A 20,643-nucleotide genomic window follows, 5' to 3' on the forward strand; every position below is an offset into this window, starting at 1 on the left:
CTTAGATGAAGAGTTGCACGGCCGGCAGGGCCGCGTCGCAGTTGAGCAGGTTGACGCGCTTGAGCGTCATGCGCAGCGCGCCGTCCTGCACCACGAGGTGATGGAAGAAAGTGCCGACATAGAACTGCAATTCGTCGCCTTGCGATTCGGTGTAGTGGAATTCGGTGCGCACCACGAAGCGGTTCGCCTCGGCGTCGAACTGTTCGACCACCGGCACCTGCAGCAGGTGATGGCAGCGGCTCGGCGGCTGCTGCGAAAACGCGCGCGGGCTCTTCAGGCGCTCGATGCGCAGGTCGCGCAGCAGCTTGTCTTCATAGAGGTGCGAGGTGTGGTTGAGGCCGTCTTCCTGGTCGGGCACGAGCGGAATCCAGTAGAAGGCGTCGTCGGTGAAGAGCGCGTTCCACGCCTCGTAGCGGCGCGTGTCGAGCAGGTGCGCTTCGTTCACGACGAAGTCGATCAGGTCCTGCCGGGTGACTTCGGAGTGGGTGTCGGTGCCGGCCATCACATGGTCTCCGTCATGCGTTGCACCCAGCTGCGGTACTGGTTGCGCATCGGCAGCTCGTTGGTGCCGCCGGTGGTGATCTCTCCGCCCTTCAGCTCCGACGGGTCGTAGTCGCGGTGCAGGCTCACCCATTCGTTGCCGCTCGCGTGCAAGCCGGCCTGCATGCCGCGATAGGCCTGCAGGTCGTCATGCCCCACCACCGAGAACGGCGAGTTGATGAGCCGGTTGTACATGGTGGTGCGCTGCAGCAGCTCGGGTGGCGCGCCCTTCAGGCGGAAGGTCCAGCTCTCGACCAGCGTCTTGTCCGCCGAGATCGGCTTGACCACGCGGATCGCCTGGATCGCGCCCTTGATCGTGAGGTTCGGGTAGTACACGGTGTTGTGCCGCGCCATGCCGAGGATCTGCGCCGTCTTTTCCTCGCCGTAACGCGCCTTCATGGCGTTGTCGTATTCGGGGATCGCCTTGTACTTGCTGTGAATGCTGAAGTGCACGCCCGTGAAGCTGTGGCCGTGGTCGTAGGTGCGGATGCCCATGTCCTCGAAGAACTTGTAGTCGGACATGAAGGGCACGAACTGCTCGACCGCCATGGGCTTGGGTTCGTCTTCGGGCTTGTCGGCCCACATGCGCTTGGCGGTGCCGGCCGAGGACTCGTGCGCCACCATCGGGTGCATGGTGTCGTTGAGGTTCTCGACGAACATCTTCCAGTTGCACTGGTGCATGAAGCGCAGGCAGCCGCCCGCGATTTCCAGCTCGCCTTCCGGCGAGCGGTCGGCCATGTTGTCGATGGAGCTGAGCGAGTCGCCGAAGTATTCGTCGAAGTCGGGGCCGGCGTCGTTGATCTTCACAAAGATGAAGCCGCGATGGCTGCGCACATGCTTGAGCGTCGTCAGGCCCTTGGCCGACTCGCACTCGTGCAGCGCCGTGTTCTCGTAGCCGGTCTTCAGCGGAATGGCCAGCAGCGCGCCATCGGTCTTGAAGGTCCACGCGTGGTAGGGGCAGCGAAAGAACTTGCCGGTGTTGCCGCAAGGCCCGCTCACCAGCCGCGAGCCTTTGTGGGCGCAGCGGTTCATCATCGCGCGCACGCTGCCGTCGGTGTGGCGCACGACGATCAGCGGGCGGCCCGCGATCTCGTTGCTGAACCAGTCGCCGGACTTCGGGATCTGGCTTTCGTGGCCGACGTAGTTCCAGGTGTTGGCGAAGAAGTGCTCCTGCTCCAGCTCGAACAGTTCCTGGCTGGTGTACAGGTCGCGGTGCACGCGGTCGTTCTGCACCAGCGCGCGGATCGCGTCGGGGTTGTCTCGGTACGAGGTCATGGTGTTGTGCCTCCTGATTTCTTCAGATGTCGAGCACCAGCCGCGCCCCCTTGGCGCGCGAGATGCAGATCTGGATGACATTGCCCTCGGCCTTCTCGCGGGCGGTGAGCACGTAGTCGCGGTGGTCGATTTCTCCGTCGAGCACGGGCACGGCGCACACGCCGCATTCGCCCCGCTTGCAGTCGAACATCGGGTCGCAGCCGTTCTCGATCAAGCAATCGAGGATGCTCTGGTCGGCGGCCACGGTGAAGCGCTGGCCCGATTGGGCAAGCTCCACCTCGAAGGGCTGGTCTCCTTCTTCGGCGACCGGTTCGGTGAAAAGCTCGAAGTGCACGCGGTCGTGTTCCCAGCCACGCGCCTGGGTGCGGGCGAGCACGGCGTCGAGCATGACCTTGGGGCCGCAGACGTAGAGGCGGTCGCCGGTGGGCACGGCATCGAGCAGTGCATCGATGTCGAGCGGTGCGCCGGCCTCAGTGTCGGCATGCACGCGCAGGTCGTCGCCCAGCAGTGCCTGCAGCTCCGGCAGGAAGGCCATCAGCTCGCGGCTGCGGCCGGCGTAGTGCATGCGCACGGGCGTCTCTTCCGCGCGGCGCCGTGCAGCCATGGTGGCGAGCGGCGTGACGCCGATACCGCCGGCCACCAGCACTGTGCCGCCGGGCCCGGTGTGCAGGGGGAAGTCGTTCTTCGGTGGCTCGATGGCGATGGCGTCGCCTTCTTTCAGCTGCTCGTGCATGAAGCGCGAGCCGCCCCGGCCTTCGGCCTCCTTGCGCACCGCGATCACGTACTCGGTTGGCGCGTTGGTGGCATTGCGTGCCGTTGCGAAGTTGATGAGCGAGTAGTGACGCCAGTCGGTCTTGCCATCGGGCAGCGACACCTGCACGCGGATGTGCGCACCGGCTGCAAAACCGGGCAAGGCACGGCCGTCTTCGGCGCGCAGGCGCAGCATGCGGATCAGCGGATTGAGTTCGCGCGTTTCGGCGACGCGCAGTTCAAGGGTGGCGGTGGGAGCGGTCATCTTCTGTGTCTCTTCAGGCCAGGGCGTGCTGCGCCAGTGCGGCTTGCAGCTTGTGGCCGTGTTCGTCCGCCAGCGCGGCGTCGCGCAACTCGCGCAGCGTGGCGGGTGCCAGCGCCGCGCCCGCACGCTCGAAGGCGCGCATCACGGTGTCGTAGTTGCGCAGGCCGCGCTCGTGCGTGTCGCTGTAGCCCTTCACGAGGCGCTGGCACTGGGCCAGCTCCACCGCGAGTTCAGGGTTGCGCTGCGCGGTGGCGGCGATGCGCTGGAGCCATTCCTCGATGCGGCGGTTTTCTTCGGCGTAGCGCATGGTCGACAGGCGCCAGCGCTTGCATGCCGCCACGGTGCGCAGCATGAGGTAGCCGCGCAGCGAGCTGGTCTGGATTACACGGCCATGCTGGGTGTAGCGCTCGACGAGCTTCTTCGGCAGCGTCGAGTTCATCAGCCAGCGGCCGATGCCGCCCGGCAGCGTCTCGCAGATTTCCTGCAGGCGCGGGTGCATGTATTCGTTGATGGCGAGCACCTGTCCGGGCTGCACGCGGGCCTCGCCGCGCACGCGCTCGAAGCGTGTCGCGCGGGTCTTGAGGGCTGCGACCCGGGCGGTGTCTTCATAGGACATCCACAGCGCGAGATGGCGCGCGGTTTCGCGCAGCAGGCGATGGCCGTCGTCGTTCGGCAGCGCGGCGATGGCGGCCATGCGGTCGAGGTACACACCGGCGTAGGCCGTGTCCTGGTAGTCGATGAGGCGGCGCACGCCTTCGAGCAGAAAGTCTTGCACCGCCACCGGGAAGTCGCGCTGCGCGCGTTCGACCAGGGCGCGCACGGCGGGGTGACGCGGCTGCGGCGTTGGCGTGGCGAGGGGTGCGGCTTCCACGGTTTCGCCGTCGTCGCCGGCCTGGGCTCGCGCGAACGCGGCGCCGAAAGCCTTGAGGCTGGGCTTGACGCCCACGCCGCCGCGCTCGATGGTGGCCTCGAACTGCGCGCGGCTGAAGGGCAGCACGCCCGAGCCGGCCAGTGCACCGAACAGCACCGCGCTGATCACGCTGCCCGACACTTCGGCGGCCTGCGCCATGTCGAAGCGGATGAAGCGCTTGGCGGCCTTGGTCGTGTGTGCGAGCAGTTGCGCGCTGTCGACACGGCCATCGCCCAGCGCACTTTTTTCCGCGATGGAGAACACGCGGTGCGTAGATGCGATCAGCGTGGTGCGGTCACTCGTGACAAGCCCGCGCTGCACGGCGCGGCCCGCTTCCATGAGTTCCGACGCCAGCACCACGTCGACGTCGCCCGGCAACGGCATCAGCGCCAGCACCGGCCGGCCGCCGTCCGCTTCGGCTTGCGCCGTGGGGTACAGCTCGACGTAGTAGATGGTGGCGCCGGTGCGCTGGGCCACGCCCGGTACCGACGTGGTCTGGGCGACGTAGCCGTTGGCCTCGCCCATGTCGACGATCCAGTCGGCCAGCACGCCGCCGCCCTCCCCACCCATGGCGAGGATCGCGATCTTGATGGGTTGCACCTTGTTCGTCATGGGTTCAGAAGGCATAGGCTTCGCGGCGACGGGCTTCGCCACGCTGCAGCCAGCCGATCACCGCTGCGCGCACGCGCTCGCGCAGCATGTCCCAGCGGCTGGGGTTGCTCACGATCTGCGCCTTGTAGAACGAAGGGCACAGCACGGCTGCGTGCGAAACCTCGCCGCACACGCCGCAGCCCACGCAGCTGTCGAGCACGGTCGCGACCGGATCGGTGCGCAGCGGATCGGGGTTGGGCTTGATCGACAGCGACGGGCAGCCCGACAGGCGGATGCAGGAGTGGTCGCCGGTGCAGGTGTCGGAGTCGACGCCGAATTTCTCGCGCACCATGCGTTTGCCGTCGGCGATGGCCTTGCGCACCAGCGGTTTCTCGCGCCGCTGCTTGTTGAGCATGCACTCCGACTGCGCGATCAGGACCTTGGGGCCCTGGGTCTTGGTGGTCAACGCTTCCTTGAGCGCATCGCGCATGCCGGCCACGTCATAGGTCCGGCGCAGCGTGCGGACCCACTCCACGCCCACGCCGCGCACGGCGCGCTCGATGGCATGGCCGGTGCTGCGCGTCTTGTTCACGGCATGCGACGACAGGATGTCTTGCCCGCCGGTGGCAGAGGTGTAGTTGTTGTCGACAACGATGGTGAGGTTGTCGCTCTTGTTGAAGACCGCATTCGCCACGCCGCTGGTCAGGCCGTTGTGCCAGAAGCCGCCGTCGCCCATCATCGATATCGCGCGCTTGCCCGCCGGCACATTAAGCGCCGATGCGCCCGCTCCGCCAAGGCCATAGCCCATGGTGGTGTTGCCGATGTTGAAGGGCGGCAGGATCGAGAACAGGTGGCAGCCGATGTCGGCGCTCACGTGATGCGGGCCGAGTTCGCGCTCGACCAGCTTCATCGCGCTGAAGATCGGGCGCTCGGGGCAGCCGGTGCAAAAGCCTGGCGGGCGGGCGTGCACGACTTCGCCCAGCGATGTGGATGGCAGCGCGGGTTCGGGCGCCGCATCGATGCCGATGGCGGCCACTTCCTTGAGCGGGATCACCTTGCGTACTGGCGTGGGCACTGGCAAGGGTGCGAGTCGTTCATAGCGCTCGCAGAAAGTGCGCGCGCCTTTCAGCAACTCGGACGACGTGTATTCGCCGGCCACCGGCAGCATGTCCTTGCCGTGCAGCGCAGTGGTCGAGCCCGCCTGGCGCAGGATGGTCGCAAGGTTCTGCTCGACGAAGTTGGGCTGGCCCTCTTCCACGATCATCACCGCGCGCTTGCCTTCGCAGAAGCGCAGCACCTCGCTCTCGATGACGGGGTAGGCCACATTCATCACGTAAAGCGGCACCTGGGTGTTGCCGTAGACGTCGGCCAGCCCGAGGCGTTCGAGCGCGCGCAGCATGGTGTTGTAGCTGCCGCCCTGCACGATGATGCCGATGTCGTCGGCGTCTTCAGAGAAGAATTCGTTGAGCTTGCGCTCTTCGATGAAGCGCACGGCGGCGGGCCAGCGGTCCTTCACCTTTTCCTGCTCATGCACAAAGCTGGCGGGCGGCAGCACGATGCGGCTGACGTCGCGCTGCGGGTTTTCCATCGCTTCCTGCAGCGTGAACTTCGCGCGCTTGTTGTCGCCGGCAATGAAGTGACCGTGCACGTGGCAAGCGCGGATGCGCAACTGGAGCATCACGGGCGTGTTGCTGGCCTCGGAAAGATCGAAGCCCTGCTTGACCGCATCGACGATGCTCGGCAGATTCGGGCGCGGATCGAGCAGCCATATCTGCGACTTCATGGCGAACGCGTGGCTGCGCTCCTGCATGATCGACGAGCCTTCGCCGTAGTCTTCGCCCACGATGATCAACGCACCGCCGGTGACGCCGCCCGACGCCAGGTTGGCCAGCGCGTCGGAAGCGACGTTGGTGCCCACGGTGGCCTTGAAGGTGACGGCGCCGCGCAGCGGGTAGTTGACGGATGCCGCCAGCGTGGCGGCGGCAGTGGCCTCGCTGGCGCTGTTCTCGAAGCGGATGCCCTGCTCGGACAGGATGTCCTGCGCATCGGCCAGCACGTCCATCAAATGCGAGATGGGCGCGCCCTGGTAGCCGGCGACATAGGAAACACCCGATTCGAGCAAGGCCTTGGTCACGGCCAGAATGCCCTCCCCGCGGAAGACATCTCCACCAGAAAGCCGCAGTTTCTTGACTTCTTCGACGAACGAACGCTCAGCCATGTGGGTCCTTGTTCTCTATCGTGGGACGATGCGCTCATCTGCCACATCATGCTTTCTATAATGTTGACAAATGAATGTATCCACAATCATGTATTACCCTAGACATGCAAGCAGCGTGCCCGCGGCCGCTGTGGGCTGTCTGGCTATGAGGTGCCTTCATGGATGAACAACCCGTTGCATCGCATCGCTTTGTCGATGACTACCTGCCGGCGCTGCTGGCGCAGGCCAGCCAGCTGATTTCCTCGGAGTTCCATGAGGTCGCGCGGCAGCAGGGCTTTTCTGTGTCGGAGTGGCGCGTGATGGCCTCCCTGGCGGGCAGCGATGCCATCAGCATCGGCCAGCTTGCGCAGGTGACGGTGACCAAGCAGCCGACGGTGACGCGGCTGCTGGACCGCATGGAATCGCGCGGACAGGTCGAGCGCCTGCCCCACGAAAGTGATCGCCGCATCACGCTGGTGCGCATCACGCGCAAGGGCCTGAAGGCTGTCGAGCACCTGATGGAACTGGCGCGGGACCACGAACGCCGCGTGCTGGAGCCCTTCGGATTGCGACGCGCCGAAGAACTGAAGCAAACGTTGCGGCAGATGATCGACCTGCACGTGCATGTGCCGGTGGAGGCACCCGAAGAAGACTAAGGCACGAGCACGGCGCGTCCGCGATGCCCGCGCTGCGCGATCCAGTCGAGCGCAAGGGCTGCGTCGGCAAGGGCAAAGCTCTGCACTTCGAGGTGCAGGCGCCCATCGGCCAATCGCGCGAGCAGCTCGGGCGCTGCGGCACGGCCCGCGGCCTCTCGCCTGAACATGTTGAGCGGAAGCAATGCCACGTCGCGCTGCAGGAAGTGGGCGATGTCGAGTTGCAGCACCGGGCCTGCGGTGTAGCCGATCAGCACGGCGCGTCCGCCCGGACGCACGGAAGGCAACACCGCTGAAAGCACGCTCCCGCCGACGGTGTCGATCAAGAGGTCGGCGCTCGCGAGTGCCGGGGGTTCTGCATTCGGATCGACTGCGGTCACGGTGCAACCAGCATCGCGTGCAAGCTGAACGACGAGCGAGCCCACCGCACCGCTTGCACCGGTCACCAGGACTTGTTCTCCCGCCTGCAGCTTGGCGACTTCGTGCAAGGCCACCCAGGCCGATGTGCTGGGTGAAAAGAATGCTGCACCCAGCGTCATCGGCAGCGCATCGGGCAAGACACCGAGCGCCTCGTCGGGTGCATCGATCTGCTCGCACCAGGTGCCGTCGAACAACGTACCCAACCCGCTGCCCCGCAACCACACGCGCTGACCGACGTCGTAGCGCATGCTTGCGATGACGATGCCGGCGGCTTCCACGCCGGGCGTGTAGGGCAACGGTGGATGCCGCAGGAAGCTGCCTCGCCACACGGTGCGGTCGATATGGCCGACCGTCGCGGCCTGCATTCGCACGATGGTGCGACCAGGGCGTGGCACGGGATCGGCCACTTCTTCGAGCACAGGCACCGCATCGAAGCCATGGATGCGAACGGCCTTCATGGCAGCGTCGAGAGAAAGTCGAGCACCGTGCGCGCGAAAGCCTCGGGCATTTGGTCGGGCAGCGGCACCATGCCGCCTGCGATGTCGACGATGCGCGCTTGAGGCAGATGGCGCTGAAGCTCCTGCGCGTGCGGCGCGGCGAATGGATCGTCGGTGGCGCGGATGATGAGTGCTGCTTGCGTCACACGGCCGATGCGGTCTTCCATGCGGTAAGACGCCACGGCGCGATGCCCCTCTTCGACGCGATGGCCGACCTTCAGCGCATCGAGCACGAAGGCTTCGAGCAGGTCGGGGTGCCCTGGTGGATAGAAGCTTTGGCGCTTCTGCCACAGCGCGGTGAGATGGCTGCCGTCTTCACTAGGCGCCACTTCGTCGATGGGCGGCCTGTCCGCACGCGCACGGCGAAAGGCCTCGTCGGTGTACGGCGTGGACGACAGCACGAGGCTGCGCACCCGCTCGGGAAACGCCGCAGCAAGTTCGAGCGCCACGACACCGCCGGTGTGGTGCCCGACCACATCGGCGCGCTCGATATGCAGCGCATCGAGCAGCTCGCAAGCCACGCGCGCCCACTGCGCGATGCTCGCCGGCACGCCGCCATCGGCGGAGTCGCCGAAGCCGGCAGTGTCCATGGCGATGGCGTGGCGTTGTGCGCCGATCAACGGCAGCACATCACGGTACTCGGCCCAACTGCGCGGCGACTGATGCAGCAACAGCACCGCGGGCGCCTGTGGATCGCCGCATGCCGCGTAATGCACCTGCCCCACCGACAGGTCGGCGAAGGCACGGCGAATCGTCATGACAGCGTCTCGTCGGCCGGTGCGCGCCACAGGCCCGCATGCCGCAGCTCGCCGAGCGTGCGCGAGAGCACGTCGCGGCGATAGGCGGCAATGTCGCGGCCCTCGTAGTCGTAGAAGCCGCTGCCGCTCTTGAGCCCCAGCCGCCCTTCCTCGACCATGCGGCCGACGATGGCCGGTGCAGTGTAGCGGCCGGCATCGAGCGATGCCGACATCTCGCGGCTTGCGTGGTGCAGGATGTCGCAGCCGCCGAAGTCGATGAACTCGACCACGCCGAGCGCCGCGAAGCGCAAGCCCAGGCCATAGCGCGTGGCCTTGTCGATTTCTTCGGCTGTGGCAGCGCCTTCCTCGATCATGCGGGCCGCTTCGTTCATGACCAGCGCCTGCAGGCGCGGCACGATGTAGCCCGGCGACGCGCCGCACACCACGGGCAGCTTGCCGATCTCTTCCATCAGCGCCTTGGTGCGCGCCAGCACGGCGGCATCGGTGCCCGGATGGCAGCTCAGTTCCACCACGGGAATCACATACGCCGGGTTGAGCCAGTGCATGTTCAGGAAGCGCGCAGGCAAACGCACCAGCGCTGCGAGCTGCGTGACGAGGATGCTGCTGGTGGTCGAGGTCAGGATCGCGTCGTCGCGGCAGTGGCGGTTGAGCTGCTCGAAGGCTTCGCGCTTGGCTTCCATCGTTTCAGGAACGCCCTCGAACACCAGTTCGGCGGCGGCCAGCGCTTTCGGTGCAGCGGCGGCGTTGACGAAATCCACGCGCGCGGCGATGGATTGAATCTGTTGCGCATCGAGCACGCCGAGTTGCGACAGGCCGGTCAGGCTCGCTTCGATCTCGGCCTTGGCTTCGTCGCGCAATCGCTGCCAGGCTTCATCGCTGCGCTGGCGCAGGTCGATCAGCGAGACGCGGTGACCGGCGTAGGCGAACGCGATCGCGATGCCGCGCCCCATGCGACCCGCGCCGACGGCCGCGAAGCGGGGCAGCGCGGCGTCATTCGCCATCGTGCAGCCTCTGTTTGAGCTGCGCCGCGCTCAGGTCGGCAAGGCCCAGGCTTTCGAAGGTGCGCGGGCCCAGGCGCAGGTCGCGCCCGAGAAAGCCGCCAACGATGGCCAGCAGGCCGTGCGCGATGGGTGCATCCACACCGGCATGGCGTGCCGCCGAGGCAAGGAAGGCGAGTCCGAGTTCGGTGTCTTCCGTGATGTAGCGGTGCGTGTGCAGGTCGATGTTCTCGCGCCAGTCGCCCGACTTGACGAGCTGCTTGTGGGCATCGCCGTACATCCAGCGGTCGTTGTTGTAGTGGTCGGCCAGCGGATAGTGCGGCGCGCCCTGCCCAAAGGCTTCGCGCACAGCGATGCGCTCCTGGTCGAGCCGGTCGGTCACGTCGCGCACCGCGCGCTGCGTGCCTTCGTTGTGGATGTCCCAGCGCTCGAAATGCTGCAGCGGCGCGGCGTTCATCACCATCAGTGGCGGATGAATGACGGGGCCGGCGTTCATCAATGCGCCCGAAAGCGCGTTGCCGCAGCCATGCACGGCCGGGTAGGCCTTGCGGATCACCTCGATGGCGGCAGCCTCCTTGCGCGCGGGGTAGACACCGGTCGGCAGGCGGATGGCGCGGATCGTGACGTTCACTTCGCGTTCGCCGTGCTTGCGCGCCAGATAGGGCAAGGTGCCGGTTTCGGCCCAGGCCACATCGGCGCGGTTGCCCGCCTGCTTCACGGCCCTTGCCATCACATAGCTGCCGAAGGTGCCCGGCGGCAAGAACACGACCTGGCCGTCGACAAGATGCGGCGCCATCGCAAGCGCGATGTCGTGCTGCGCGATGGCCGGGGTGGGAATGACGATCAGCTCGGCGCCCTTGAGCGCCGCGCCGATGTCGGCGGTCGCCAATGCAAGCCGCACTTCGCGCGCGCCGTCGGCATCTTTCAGCGTGATGGCACCGGCTTGCACGACGGGCGCCAGTGCCGCTGCATCGCGACGCCACAGGCGCACCTCGTGCCCGGCTTCGGACAGGTCGGCAGCGGCCGCGTAGGCACCATGACCACCTCCAAGAATCGCAATTTTCATGTTCGAAAGTTGAAAAGCAGATGTCGATGAACCGGCGGCCGCTGGGCGGACCCGGGGAAGCAATGCGCTATTACATTACTTTTCATCGATTCAGGTGTCAATCAAATTTCACTGAAACGGGCCCCTCGGAAACCCGCAATGAAAAAGCCCGCGCTTCTTGCGAAGCGCGGGCTTTTTTGGTGCGAAGCGGCGGATTGGCCGCTTGGCGATGGATCAGCGCGTGGGCTTGAACGCACGCTTTTGTGCGTCGCGGGGCACGAACACCTTGCCCGGGCCGCCATGGCCTGCGCCATTGCCGCGCGGTGCAAAACCTTCACGCGGCGCAAAACCTTCGCGAGGTGCGAAACCGCCGCCTTCGCCACGGCCACCGCCGTTGCCGCCGCGCGGAGCGTTGTCGCCCCAGCCCGGCTTGCGACCGTAACCGCCACCACCGCCATTGCCTTCGTCACGGCCGCCGCCGAAACCGGCGTTGTAGCCACCACCGCCATGACCATGGCCTTGGCCGCCACCAAAGCCGCGGGGACCCGGAGCGCCCGGACCACGCGAGCCACGGTCGTTGAAGCCGCTGGCACCGGCGTAGCCGCTGTTGCCGCCGCCGAAGCCGCCGGCATTGCCACCGCGAGGTGCGCCACCGAACTTGCGGTCGCGCGAATGGTTGTCACGGCTGTCGCGACCGCCGCCACGGTACTCACCCATCGGGGGACGCGATTGCGGCATGCGCTGTTGCGGCTCGAGGCCGGCAACCACTTCAGCCTTGAACTGCTGGCGGCTGTACTGCTCGATGTCCATGATCTTGCGGCGATCGCGGAACTCGGCAAAGGTGATCGCCAGGCCGTCGCGGCCTGCACGGCCGGTGCGGCCGATGCGGTGGGTGTAGTCCTCGGCCTTCATCGGCAGGCCGAAGTTGAAGACGTGGGTGATGGTCGGCACGTCGATGCCGCGAGCGGCAACGTCGGTGGCCACCAGGATCTGCACCTGGCCTTGACGCAGCGCCATCAGGCGGCGGTTGCGCAGGCCCTGGCTCAGGGCGCCGTGCAGCGCCACGGCGCTGAAGCCTTCCTGCTGCAGGTCGTTGGCGAGGCCGTCGCACTCGACTTGCGTGCTGGCGAACACGATCGCCTGGTTGATGCTGGTGTCGCGCAGCCAGTGGTCGAGCAGCTTGCGCTTGTGCTGGCTGTTGTCAGCCCAGTACAGCGACTGCTTGATGTTGGCGTGCTTTTCCTGCGGGCTGTCGATGGTGATGCGCTGGGGTTCGCGCATCACGCGCTGGGCCAGTTGCTGGATGCGCGGCGCGAAGGTGGCGCTGAACATCATCGTTTGCTGGCGCTCGATGGTGAGCTGGTTGACTTCGGCCAGGTCGTCGGAGAAACCCAGGTCGAGCATGCGGTCGGCTTCGTCGACCACCAGGAACTTGACCTGGTCGAGCTTCAGTTGCTGCGAGCGTTGCAGGTCGAGCAGGCGGCCGGGCGTGGCAACCACGAGGTCGGCGTTCTGCAGCTTGGCGATCTGCAGTTGGTAAGGCATGCCGCCCACCACGTTGGCGATGCGCAGGCCGCGGCAATGGCGAACCAGTTCGATGGCGTCGTGCGCAACTTGCTGGGCGAGTTCGCGCGTCGGGCACAGGATCAGGGCGCCGGGGGTGGCAGCCTTGAAATGACGGGCGTTGGTCGGGTCCTTGCGCTTCGGCTTCTTCGGCACGGCTTCGCCGCGGGCAGCGGCTTCAGCGGCCAGGCGCTGGAATTCGGCCTTGGCTTCTGCTTCTGCTTCGGCTTGGCGCTTCAGCAGCGTGTGCAGCACGGGCAGCAGGAAAGCGGCAGTCTTGCCCGAGCCGGTCTGGCTGGAGACCATCAGGTCGACAAAGCGAGCCTTGCCGTCCTGGCCGGCGTCGCCGCCCATGGCGATCGGGATCACCTTGTCTTGCACGGTGGTCGGCTGGGTGAAGCCCATGTCGGCCACGGCGGCGATCAGCTCGGGCGCGAGGCCGAGCTTGACGAAGCCGTTGGGCTTTGCGGGTTCTTCCACCACGGCGACCTCGGGGGCGGCTGCATCGAGCGCCTCGAGGATCGGCGCTTCGGACATGGTGTCCACAGCGGCGGTGAATTCGTTGTTGGTAGCGGATTGCACAGGCGCGAACTCGCCCTGCGCTTCAAAAGCGTCGGTCATGTAGATATCAATCTCAAACGCGAGCGCTGCCGTAGGCGACGCCCCGTTGGTGGTTAAAAACATCAACCATCCAACGACATTCAGCTTCTGGCTAACGCCTGAGGCTGTGGCCCTTTTTGATCAGCGGATGCGATCGGGCGCGGTGTGCAAGATAGGGAGATGCAAGAGACGCTGACTGGGTGTTCAAAACATGCACCAATCAGCGAAGCCTGCGATTATGGCACGGCTTCGGGTTTTTACCTAATCCCCTGTCAATCAGTCAGGCGCAGGAAGGTTTCGCGGTAGTGGGCGAGTTCTTCGATGGACTCGTGCACGTCGGCCAGTGCGGTGTGCGCCTGCTGCTTCTTGAAGGCACTGTAGGCCGAAGGTTTCCATCGCTTGGCCAGTTCCTTGAGGGTGCTGACGTCGAGGTTGCGGTAGTGAAAGTACGCCTCCAGCTTGGGCATGAACTTGACCAGGAAACGCCGGTCCTGCCCAATGGTGTTGCCGCACATGGGCGAGCCGCTGCGGGGGATGTACTTGGCGATGAATTCGAGCAGTTGCTGCTCGGCCGCCGCTTCGTCGAGCGTGGAGGCTTTCACCTTGTCGATCAAGCCGCTGCGGCCATGGGTGCCTTTGTTCCAGGCGTCCATGGCGTCGAGCACGGTGTCGCTCTGGTGGATGACGAGCACGGGGCCGTCGATGCGGGGCGTGAGGTCGGGGCCGGTGACGACCACGGCGATTTCGAGCAGGCGCTCTTTCTCGGGGTCGAGGCCGCTCATTTCGCAGTCCAGCCAGACCAGGTTCTGGTCGCTTTTCTTCAGGGTGGGCGGGACTGCGGGGGGCGTCGGGACAGTGGATTCAGGCATCGCGGGATTGTCGCCGACGGCCCGCGCCTGCAGATACCGAGGGCTAAACTCCGCGCTCCATGTCCTATTCGCTCATCTTCACCATTGCCTTTGCGGTCGCGCTGGTTGCGGGCCTGCTCGTGAAGTTCTGGCTGGCTTCGCGCCAGGTGCGCCACGTGGCGCGGCACCGCGGCGCCGTGCCACCCGCCTTCGCCCAGACCATCACGCTCGCCGCCCACCAGAAAGCAGCCGACTACACCATCGCCAAGGCGCGCTTCGGCCTCGTCGAGATGGCCTGGAGCGCCGCGCTGCTGCTGGGCTGGACGCTGCTCGGCGGGCTCGACCTGCTCAACAAGCTGCTGCTGGTGTGGATCGGCGGCGGCATGGTGCAGCAACTGGTGCTGCTGGCGGCCTTTGCTGCCATCGGCGGCTTGCTCGAATTGCCCTTCACGCTCTGGCAGACCTTCAGGCTCGAAGAGCGCTTCGGCTTCAACAAGATGACCTGGAAGCTCTGGCTGGCCGACACCGCCAAGTCGACGCTGCTCGGCGCGCTGATCGGGCTGCCAATCGCGGCGCTCATCCTGTGGCTCATGGGCGCGGCCGGCACGCTCTGGTGGCTCTGGGCCTGGGCCTCGTGGATGGGCTTCAACCTGCTGTTGATGCTGATCTACCCGACCTTCATTGCCCCGCTGTTCAACAAGTTCAAGCCGCTTGACGACCCGACGCTGAAGGCCCGCGTGACGGCGCTGATGAAGCGCTGCGGCTTCGCCGCCAAGGGCCTGTTCGTGATGGACGGAAGCACCCGCAGTGCCCATGCGAATGCCTACTTCACCGGCTTTGGCGCGAGCAAGCGCGTGGTGTTCTACGACACGCTGCTGCGCCAGCTCAACGCCGGGGAAGTGGAGGCGGTGCTCGCGCACGAACTCGGCCACTTCAAGCACCGCCACATCGTGAAGCGGCTGGTCGCCATGTTCGCGCTCAGCCTCGCCGGCTTCGCGCTGCTGGGCTGGGTCTCGACCCAGGTGTGGTTCTACACGGGCCTGGGCGTGCAGCCCAACATGGCCGCGCCCAACAGCGCGCTGGCCCTGCTGCTGTTCATGCTGGCCGTGCCGGTGTTCGGCTTCTTCGTGGCACCGCTGCCGGCGCGCCTGTCGCGCAAGCACGAGTTCGAGGCCGACGCCTATGCGGTGGCCCAGACCAGCGGCGCCGACCTGTCGGCAGCCCTGCTCAAGCTCTACCAGGACAACGCATCGACGCTCACGCCCGATCCGGTGTTCGTCAAGTTCTACTACTCCCATCCGCCTGCCTCCGAGCGCCTTGCGCGCATGACGGCGGCATGACCGTCGCATCAACCACCTTTTGCCGAAGCCCCTCATGAGCAGCATGTTCAAGCCCAAAGACTGGAAAAACATTCCCCGCAAGGCACTGAGCGCCACAGAGATCGTCTCGGGCCTTGCCCAGCTCGACGGCTGGAAGCTCACCGGCGACGGCGCCGATGTCGCCATCGAGAAGACCTTCACCTTCGCCAACTACTTCGAGACCATCGCCTTCGTGAACGCGCTGGCCTTCGTGGCGCACACGCAAGACCACCACCCCGACCTGTCGGTGCACTACAACCGCTGCGTGGTGCGCTTCAACACGCACGACGTGGGCGGCCTGTCGGTCACCGACTTCGATTGCGCGCGGCAGGCCAACGCGCTGCTTGCAGGCGCCGCCGCATGACGGAACACGCCTGTGGCTAAACCGGCCCGCGCCGCTGCGTTGGCAGCCAATGCAGCGAAGACGCTGCACGACGGCCTCGTTGTTGCCAGCCATGGGCGTCATTGCCTTGTCGAAACACCCACCGGCGAGCGGCTGATCTGCCACCCGCGCGGCAAGAAGAGCCAGGCCGTCGTCGGCGACCGCGTGCGCTGGCAGGCCACCGAAGACGAAGGCACCATCGAAGAAGTGCTGCCGCGCCGCAACCTCTTCTATCGACAGGACGAGATCCGCACCAAGTCGTTTGCGGCCAACCTCGACCACGTGCTGATCCTGATCGCAGCCGAGCCGGAATTTTCAGAGCATCAACTGGCGCGAGCGCTGATCGCGGCACAGGCCGAGCGCATCACACCGATCATCGCGCTCAACAAGAGCGACCTCGTCGAGCCCTTCGGGCGTGCGTGGAACAAGCTGGCGCCCTATCGCCGCATGCATCACGGCGTGCTGCCGCTGTCATTGAAGGCCTCGGGCGAAGCGGACTACGCCTCGTTGATGAAGCTTCTTGCCGGCAAGTCGACCCTTGTGCTCGGACCCTCCGGCTCGGGCAAGAGCACGCTGACCAACCTGCTGGTGCCCGGCGCGACCGTGTTGACGCAAGAGATTTCGCAGGCACTGAACTCAGGCAAGCACACGACCACCAGCACCACCTGGTACTGGATCGACGAAGCGCGCACCACCGGCCTGATCGATTCACCGGGCTTTCAGGAGTTCGGCCTGAACCACATCGAGCCGATGCAGCTTGCCGGGTTGATGCCCGACATTGCCGAGCACATGGGCGATTGCAAGTTCTACAACTGCACTCACCTGCACGAGCCGGGCTGCGGCGTGATTGCCAATGTGGCCTCGGCCGCAAACACGGCGCCAAACGCCATCAGCGCCAGCCGCTACAAGATCTACGGCGAGCTGTTCGCCGAACTAAGCCAGAAACGGTACTGAGGCCGGGCGTCAGTTCAGCCAGACGCGGTACGACTTCCAGGTCGGATCGAACGCAAGGTCGAGCCTGACCGGCAACTCCGACTCCACCTGAAGCGATTGCGCATGGGCAATCGCCGCCTCCGGATTGGCCACGTGGAAGTGGATGGTGCGAACGCCCTCCTCCAACACGACGTGCGTGCAGCAGCCTTCTTCATGCGTCTGCAGCAGTGCGGTCAATCGGTCTTCGTAGACACGCGCCTCGTCCAGCTCTTCAGCCGATTCGACGGGAATGGCGGCCGAGAGCCGATGCCCCAGGTCCGCACGCCCAAGCAGCGCATTCGCGGCATCGTTGCGCATCACGACCGCCTCGACCTCACTGCCGTCCTCGGCCGTGCGCGTGGCGGTCAGGCCGGACCAGCCATGTTCGCCGACGGGAAACACGCCGGTGTGGCCGAGATCCTCGCGCCAGCACGCGTCGAACAGGTGCACGAAATCATCGAGCGGCACGCCATCGAAATCCGCGTGCGCATCGGCCTCGACATGATCGACCGCACCGACTTTCACGGCGAAGTCGTACTCGCCCAGGATGTGGTCGAGCATGATCAGGCTCATGTGGCGCGCGTGGTCCTGCATGTCCATGGGGATGGGCTTGGCAAAGCCGATCTCCAGCGCCACCCGGCCCCGGTAGGGCTCCTGCTTCACGAGAACGTCCGCGCAGGCAAGCTCGAAGTCGTTCATGCGCATGCTGAAACCTTCGCTCATGCGCTGGCGGAAGGCTTCCACTTCGACCTGGGGCAACGCGGGCGCACTCTGCACCAGCGTCATGAGGTCTTCGAATTCGTCCTCGGCGCCTTGCGCCGTCAGCACGAGCTTGAAGGCTGGCGGATCGCCCATCACCTCGGCGGCCAGATTCGGAAAGAAGGGCTTCAGCAGCTCGTTCAGCGCTCCCACCAATTCGTGGCCCGACAAGGGACGCAGACTCTCGAGCCGATCGCTCAAGGCTTGCCAGAAGGACGCGCAGGCGACGGCGCGCGGATCGGTGTGAATGCTCGACATCGACAACAAGACTTCTCTCAGAGGTTTCAGGTCAGGATTTCTTGCAGGTGCTGCACGAGCACGCCGCACTGCTCGCGCGTACCGATGCTGATACGCAGGTACTGTGCGATGCGCGGCTGCTTGAAATGCCGCACCAGCACCGCGCGCTCGCGCAGCAGCGCCGCCAGTTCGGCCGCGTCGCGCTGCGGATGGCGTGCGAACACGAAGTTGGCCTGCGAAGGCAGCACGTCGAAACCCAGGTCTTCGAGCTGCAGGCTGAGGCCCTCGCGGGTGTCGGCAATCTTGTCGCAAGTAGCCTTGAACCACGCCTCGTCGTCGAGCGCCGCCACGGCGCCCGCCGAAGCCAGCCGGTCGAGCGGGTAGGAATTGAAGCTGTCCTTGACGCGCACCAAGGCGTCGATCAGGTGCGACTGGCCGCAAGCGAAACCAACCCGCAGGCCGGCCAGCGCACGCGACTTCGAGAGGGTGTGCACCACGAGCAGGTTCGGGTACTTGCCGATCAACGGCAGCGCGCTTTCTCCACCGAAGTCGACATAGGCCTCATCGACCAGCACCACGCGATCGGGGCAAGACGCGAGAAGCTGCTCGATGCGCGACAGCGGCAGTCCGATGCCGGTGGGCGCATTCGGGTTCGCGAGCACGATGCCGCCGCAGCCCGATCGTGCCCTGGCCGCGAGACCATCGACATCGATGCGCAGGCCATCATCGACCGGCTGCAGCTCACAGGCAATGCCGTAGATCTGGGCATAGACCTTGTAGAAGCTGTAGCTCACATCCGGCATCAGCAATGGCTCGGCCTGCTGGAAGAAAGCGAAGAAGGCGTGTGCCAGCACTTCGTCCGAGCCGTTGCCCGCGAAGACCTGATCGGCCTGCAGCCCGTGCCGCCGCGCGACCGCTTCACGCAGCGCGAGCGAGGTGGGATCGGGGTAGAGCTCCAGGCCGTTCGCGGCCGCGCGCTGGATCGCTTCAACGGCGTCCGGCGAAGGCGGGTACGGGTTCTCGTTGGTGTTGAGCTTGACGAGGTTCTGGATGCGCGGCTGCTCGCCGGGCACATAGGGTTCGAGCGCGCCGATGCGCGGGCTCCAGAAGACCGGCACTGCGGTGGTCATGGCGTTTCCAGGTGGTCGCTCAGCCCAGCAGGCGAGCAAGGGTGAGCAAGGCCAGCAGCACCATCCACATCACGACCGAACGCCAGACCAGGCCGACCACACTGCGCAGGTGGCCGGGCTCGGGCTCGCGCCCCGGCGTGCTGCCGCTGTCGGGCGGACGGCCATCCGCAATGGAATCGCCGGCTTGCGCGCGCGACAACGGATCGAGCGTCGGGATGGGGCTCAGCGAGCCGCCGCCCAGGCGCACGTTCACCGCGCCGGAGGTGGCGGCCAGGATCACGCCGTCGTTTTCGTTCGGGAAGCGCCGCGCGTCGTTGCGCCAGCAGTCGATCGCCTCCTCGAAGCTGCCGACAACGGCAAAACCCAGGGCCGTGATGCGCGCCGGCAGCCAGTCGATGGCGTGCCAGGCGCCGTCTGCGGCCTGCTGCACCGAGACGCTCGAAGGCTGCACCGCGGCGCCGTTCTTGTGCGCCCAGTAACGCGCAACGAACTCGCTCATGCGATAGAACACCGCGCCGGCCGGCCCGAGACCGATGGCCGCGATCACCGAGAACCAGGCCAGCACGCCGAACACATGCCGATGCGCGGCGATCACCGAATGCTCGATGACATGGCGCACGATTTCGCTGCGCGGCAAATCGGCGGCATCGACACCCTGCCAGTGCGCCAGCAGCGAGCGCGCAAGCGGCTCGTCGCCTTCGTCGAGGGCATCGCGGATGTCGGTGAAGTGATGGCTGAACTGGCGAAAACCCAGCGTGACGTAGAGCACCGCGATGCTCCAGAGCACCGCGAAGGGCAGGCCCAATGTGAGCACCAGCAGCCAGTGCACGCCCAGCGCCACCAGCGTGGGCAGGAACACGGCAAGCCCCCATGCGATCCATCCGTGATGCGGCTTGCCCGCGTCGAAGTTGCGGCTGGTCCAGCGTGTCCACGCCAGAACGCTGCCGTACACGGGGTTGCGCGGGCCCAGCGGCCGCACCTGCTCGATCAGCAACGCGCACAGGATGGCAAAGAAGCTCATCCTTCGATGATAGCGAGAGAGCCTGAAGGTTCAGGCCGGATTCAAGCCTGAATCAGCCCCGATTCAGGCGGCGAGGAAGCGATAGAGATTGCGCAGCATGCCCGCGGTCGCACCCCAGACGAAGCGCTCGTCGGGCCCGTCCTGATAAGGCATCGAGTACCACTCGCGCTTGCGGCCGTCGATGGCGCTCACGGCATGGCGGCGATGGTTGGCGGGATCCATCAGCCAGGCCAGCGGCACCTCGAAGGCCTGGGCCACTTCGTAGGGGTTGATGGTGAGCTCGAAGTCGGGCTGCACCAGCGCGACCACCGGCGTCACGATGAACGAGGTCACCGTGGTGTAGGTTGGAAGGCTCCCCAGCACTTCGATGAACTGCGCCGAAAGGCCCACCTCTTCCCAGGCCTCGCGCAATGCGGCGGCTGCGATGTTGGCATCTTCCGGATCGACACGTCCACCCGGAAACGCAACCTGGCCCGAGTGGTTCGACAGATGCGTGGTGCGCTCGGTCAACAGCACGGTCGCGCCTTGCGGACGCTGCACGATCGGCACCAGCACAGCCGCCTGCGCCGGAGCGCGGTCGACCATGCGCGGTTCGCGGCGCAGCTCGGGCGTCCACACCGGAGGCGTAGCGAAGCGTGCTCGCAACGCCTGCGCCGTCAGTTGCGTGGGCGACACCGCCGGCAAACCATCGCTGCCGTCCACGAAGGGCGCCTCGCGCGGGTCGAACTGCAGCAGCGTGGGCGGGACCACGGCATTCACGGGTTCGAGGGCCAAGGATTGCGCGGGGACGGAAGTGGTGGTCAAGAGATGGGTTGGCCGGTAACGGGGTAGATGGAGTAGAGCGTAAAAAGGCGATGCTGTCTTTTGTGCGAAG

At 66.0% G+C, this 20,643-nt stretch carries 19 protein-coding genes; 4 read left to right on the forward strand and 15 right to left on the reverse strand.

Features of this window, described 5'->3' with window-relative positions:
• Position 1 precedes the first annotated feature (1 nt).
• The 5 genes from ACSFB7_RS19110 to ACSFB7_RS19130 are packed head-to-tail and all read right to left on the reverse strand — an operon-like array spanning position 2 to position 6,549.
• The gene (locus ACSFB7_RS19110; RefSeq protein ID WP_093236680.1) at positions 2 to 502 is read right to left on the reverse strand and encodes an aromatic-ring-hydroxylating dioxygenase subunit beta; all 501 of its coding nucleotides are present in this window, start codon (positions 500 to 502) and stop codon (positions 2 to 4) included.
• Positions 502 to 1,815, reverse strand: coding sequence for an aromatic ring-hydroxylating oxygenase subunit alpha (locus ACSFB7_RS19115; RefSeq protein WP_435472878.1), 1,314 nt, complete (start codon positions 1,813 to 1,815; stop codon positions 502 to 504). The genes ACSFB7_RS19110 and ACSFB7_RS19115 overlap by 1 nt, the downstream gene beginning before the upstream one ends.
• Positions 1,816 to 1,837: 22 nt before the next feature.
• Positions 1,838 to 2,830, reverse strand: coding sequence for a PDR/VanB family oxidoreductase (locus ACSFB7_RS19120; protein ID WP_435472880.1), 993 nt, complete (start codon positions 2,828 to 2,830; stop codon positions 1,838 to 1,840).
• A gap of 13 nt (positions 2,831 to 2,843) precedes the next feature.
• On the reverse strand, positions 2,844 to 4,352 hold the full coding sequence (locus ACSFB7_RS19125; protein ID WP_435472882.1) for an indolepyruvate oxidoreductase subunit beta family protein: 1,509 nt from the start codon (positions 4,350 to 4,352) through the stop codon (positions 2,844 to 2,846).
• A 4-nt stretch (positions 4,353 to 4,356) separates the two neighbouring features.
• Positions 4,357 to 6,549 (reverse strand): thiamine pyrophosphate-dependent enzyme, encoded by a 2,193-nt coding sequence (locus ACSFB7_RS19130; RefSeq protein WP_435472884.1) that lies wholly within the window; start codon positions 6,547 to 6,549, stop codon positions 4,357 to 4,359.
• 158 nt (positions 6,550 to 6,707) lie between these two features.
• Here ACSFB7_RS19130 and ACSFB7_RS19135 point away from each other — a divergent pair, with 158 nt between their 5' ends.
• Positions 6,708 to 7,184: a MarR family winged helix-turn-helix transcriptional regulator gene (locus ACSFB7_RS19135; protein ID WP_093236676.1), complete on the forward strand. Its 477-nt coding sequence runs from the start codon at positions 6,708 to 6,710 to the stop codon at positions 7,182 to 7,184.
• Here the strand turns inward: ACSFB7_RS19135 and ACSFB7_RS19140 are convergent.
• From ACSFB7_RS19140 to orn, 6 genes are all read right to left on the reverse strand, one after another.
• The gene (locus tag ACSFB7_RS19140; protein ID WP_435472887.1) at positions 7,181 to 8,059 is read right to left on the reverse strand and encodes a quinone oxidoreductase family protein; all 879 of its coding nucleotides are present in this window, start codon (positions 8,057 to 8,059) and stop codon (positions 7,181 to 7,183) included. The two genes, ACSFB7_RS19135 and ACSFB7_RS19140, sit on opposite strands and share 4 nt — an antisense overlap.
• Positions 8,056 to 8,856 carry an alpha/beta fold hydrolase gene (locus tag ACSFB7_RS19145; protein WP_435472889.1) on the reverse strand — a complete coding sequence of 267 codons (801 nt, stop codon included), beginning with the start codon at positions 8,854 to 8,856 and terminating at the stop codon, positions 8,056 to 8,058. The genes ACSFB7_RS19140 and ACSFB7_RS19145 overlap by 4 nt, the downstream gene beginning before the upstream one ends.
• Positions 8,853 to 9,857: a 3-hydroxybutyryl-CoA dehydrogenase gene (locus tag ACSFB7_RS19150; RefSeq protein WP_435472890.1), complete on the reverse strand. Its 1,005-nt coding sequence runs from the start codon at positions 9,855 to 9,857 to the stop codon at positions 8,853 to 8,855. The genes ACSFB7_RS19145 and ACSFB7_RS19150 overlap by 4 nt, the downstream gene beginning before the upstream one ends.
• A complete protein-coding gene (locus ACSFB7_RS19155) occupies positions 9,847 to 10,920 on the reverse strand; it encodes an NAD/NADP octopine/nopaline dehydrogenase family protein (protein WP_435472892.1) in 1,074 nt (357 codons plus the stop codon). Before ACSFB7_RS19155 ends, ACSFB7_RS19150 begins: the two co-directional genes overlap by 11 nt.
• Before the next feature lie 213 nt (positions 10,921 to 11,133).
• Positions 11,134 to 13,083, reverse strand: a complete 1,950-nt coding sequence (locus tag ACSFB7_RS19160; RefSeq protein ID WP_435472894.1) for a DEAD/DEAH box helicase — start codon at positions 13,081 to 13,083, stop codon at positions 11,134 to 11,136.
• A 251-nt stretch (positions 13,084 to 13,334) separates the two neighbouring features.
• The gene (gene orn / locus ACSFB7_RS19165) at positions 13,335 to 13,931 is read right to left on the reverse strand and encodes an oligoribonuclease (RefSeq protein ID WP_435472896.1); all 597 of its coding nucleotides are present in this window, start codon (positions 13,929 to 13,931) and stop codon (positions 13,335 to 13,337) included.
• Positions 13,932 to 13,990: 59 nt separating this feature from the next.
• Between orn and ACSFB7_RS19170 the strand changes: the two genes are divergently transcribed.
• From ACSFB7_RS19170 to rsgA, 3 genes are read left to right on the forward strand one after another with little or no spacing between them, the layout of a single operon-like run.
• Complete coding sequence (locus ACSFB7_RS19170; RefSeq protein WP_435472898.1) at positions 13,991 to 15,250, forward strand: M48 family metallopeptidase; 1,260 nt, start codon at positions 13,991 to 13,993, stop codon at positions 15,248 to 15,250.
• A gap of 34 nt (positions 15,251 to 15,284) precedes the next feature.
• A complete protein-coding gene (locus ACSFB7_RS19175) occupies positions 15,285 to 15,632 on the forward strand; it encodes a 4a-hydroxytetrahydrobiopterin dehydratase (RefSeq protein WP_435472900.1) in 348 nt (115 codons plus the stop codon).
• 12 nt (positions 15,633 to 15,644) lie between these two features.
• Positions 15,645 to 16,604 (forward strand): ribosome small subunit-dependent GTPase A, encoded by a 960-nt coding sequence (gene rsgA, locus ACSFB7_RS19180; protein ID WP_435472902.1) that lies wholly within the window; start codon positions 15,645 to 15,647, stop codon positions 16,602 to 16,604.
• Positions 16,605 to 16,613: 9 nt separating this feature from the next.
• On the opposite strand, the gene ACSFB7_RS19185 is transcribed toward rsgA, so the two are convergent.
• The 4 genes from ACSFB7_RS19185 to ACSFB7_RS19200 all read right to left on the reverse strand — a co-directional run bounded on the left by ACSFB7_RS19185 (position 16,614) and on the right by ACSFB7_RS19200 (position 20,573).
• Complete coding sequence (locus tag ACSFB7_RS19185) at positions 16,614 to 17,639, reverse strand: hypothetical protein (RefSeq protein WP_435472904.1); 1,026 nt, start codon at positions 17,637 to 17,639, stop codon at positions 16,614 to 16,616.
• A 26-nt stretch (positions 17,640 to 17,665) separates the two neighbouring features.
• A complete protein-coding gene (hisC, locus tag ACSFB7_RS19190; protein ID WP_435472906.1) occupies positions 17,666 to 18,748 on the reverse strand; it encodes a histidinol-phosphate transaminase in 1,083 nt (360 codons plus the stop codon).
• A gap of 19 nt (positions 18,749 to 18,767) precedes the next feature.
• Positions 18,768 to 19,769, reverse strand: a complete 1,002-nt coding sequence (locus ACSFB7_RS19195; protein WP_435472908.1) for a CobD/CbiB family protein — start codon at positions 19,767 to 19,769, stop codon at positions 18,768 to 18,770.
• Positions 19,770 to 19,832: 63 nt separating this feature from the next.
• Entirely contained in the window at positions 19,833 to 20,573 is a 741-nt protein-coding gene (locus ACSFB7_RS19200) for a CoA pyrophosphatase (RefSeq protein WP_435472910.1), read from the reverse strand.
• Between the last annotated feature and the right edge of the window lie 70 nt (positions 20,574 to 20,643).

Source organism: Variovorax raffinosi, from assembly GCF_051216615.1.
Lineage (GTDB): Bacteria > Pseudomonadota > Gammaproteobacteria > Burkholderiales > Burkholderiaceae_C > Variovorax.

Coding starts and splice junctions, on each gene's coding strand:
- ACSFB7_RS19170 (WP_435472898.1), top strand. CDS start 13,991: ATGTCCTATTCGCTCATCTTCACCATTGCCTTTGCGGTCGCGCTGGTT.
- ACSFB7_RS19175 (WP_435472900.1), top strand. CDS start 15,285: ATGAGCAGCATGTTCAAGCCCAAAGACTGGAAAAACATTCCCCGCAAG.
- ACSFB7_RS19115 (WP_435472878.1), bottom strand. CDS start 1,815: ATGACCTCGTACCGAGACAACCCCGACGCGATCCGCGCGCTGGTGCAG.
- ACSFB7_RS19195 (WP_435472908.1), bottom strand. CDS start 19,769: ATGAGCTTCTTTGCCATCCTGTGCGCGTTGCTGATCGAGCAGGTGCGG.
- ACSFB7_RS19155 (WP_435472892.1), bottom strand. CDS start 10,920: ATGAAAATTGCGATTCTTGGAGGTGGTCATGGTGCCTACGCGGCCGCT.
- ACSFB7_RS19135 (WP_093236676.1), top strand. CDS start 6,708: ATGGATGAACAACCCGTTGCATCGCATCGCTTTGTCGATGACTACCTG.
- ACSFB7_RS19145 (WP_435472889.1), bottom strand. CDS start 8,856: ATGACGATTCGCCGTGCCTTCGCCGACCTGTCGGTGGGGCAGGTGCAT.
- ACSFB7_RS19160 (WP_435472894.1), bottom strand. CDS start 13,083: ATGACCGACGCTTTTGAAGCGCAGGGCGAGTTCGCGCCTGTGCAATCC.
- ACSFB7_RS19120 (WP_435472880.1), bottom strand. CDS start 2,830: ATGACCGCTCCCACCGCCACCCTTGAACTGCGCGTCGCCGAAACGCGC.
- orn (WP_435472896.1), bottom strand. CDS start 13,931: ATGCCTGAATCCACTGTCCCGACGCCCCCCGCAGTCCCGCCCACCCTG.
- ACSFB7_RS19125 (WP_435472882.1), bottom strand. CDS start 4,352: ATGACGAACAAGGTGCAACCCATCAAGATCGCGATCCTCGCCATGGGT.
- ACSFB7_RS19185 (WP_435472904.1), bottom strand. CDS start 17,639: ATGTCGAGCATTCACACCGATCCGCGCGCCGTCGCCTGCGCGTCCTTC.
- ACSFB7_RS19130 (WP_435472884.1), bottom strand. CDS start 6,549: ATGGCTGAGCGTTCGTTCGTCGAAGAAGTCAAGAAACTGCGGCTTTCT.
- ACSFB7_RS19150 (WP_435472890.1), bottom strand. CDS start 9,857: ATGGCGAATGACGCCGCGCTGCCCCGCTTCGCGGCCGTCGGCGCGGGT.
- ACSFB7_RS19140 (WP_435472887.1), bottom strand. CDS start 8,059: ATGAAGGCCGTTCGCATCCATGGCTTCGATGCGGTGCCTGTGCTCGAA.
- hisC (WP_435472906.1), bottom strand. CDS start 18,748: ATGACCACCGCAGTGCCGGTCTTCTGGAGCCCGCGCATCGGCGCGCTC.
- ACSFB7_RS19110 (WP_093236680.1), bottom strand. CDS start 502: ATGGCCGGCACCGACACCCACTCCGAAGTCACCCGGCAGGACCTGATC.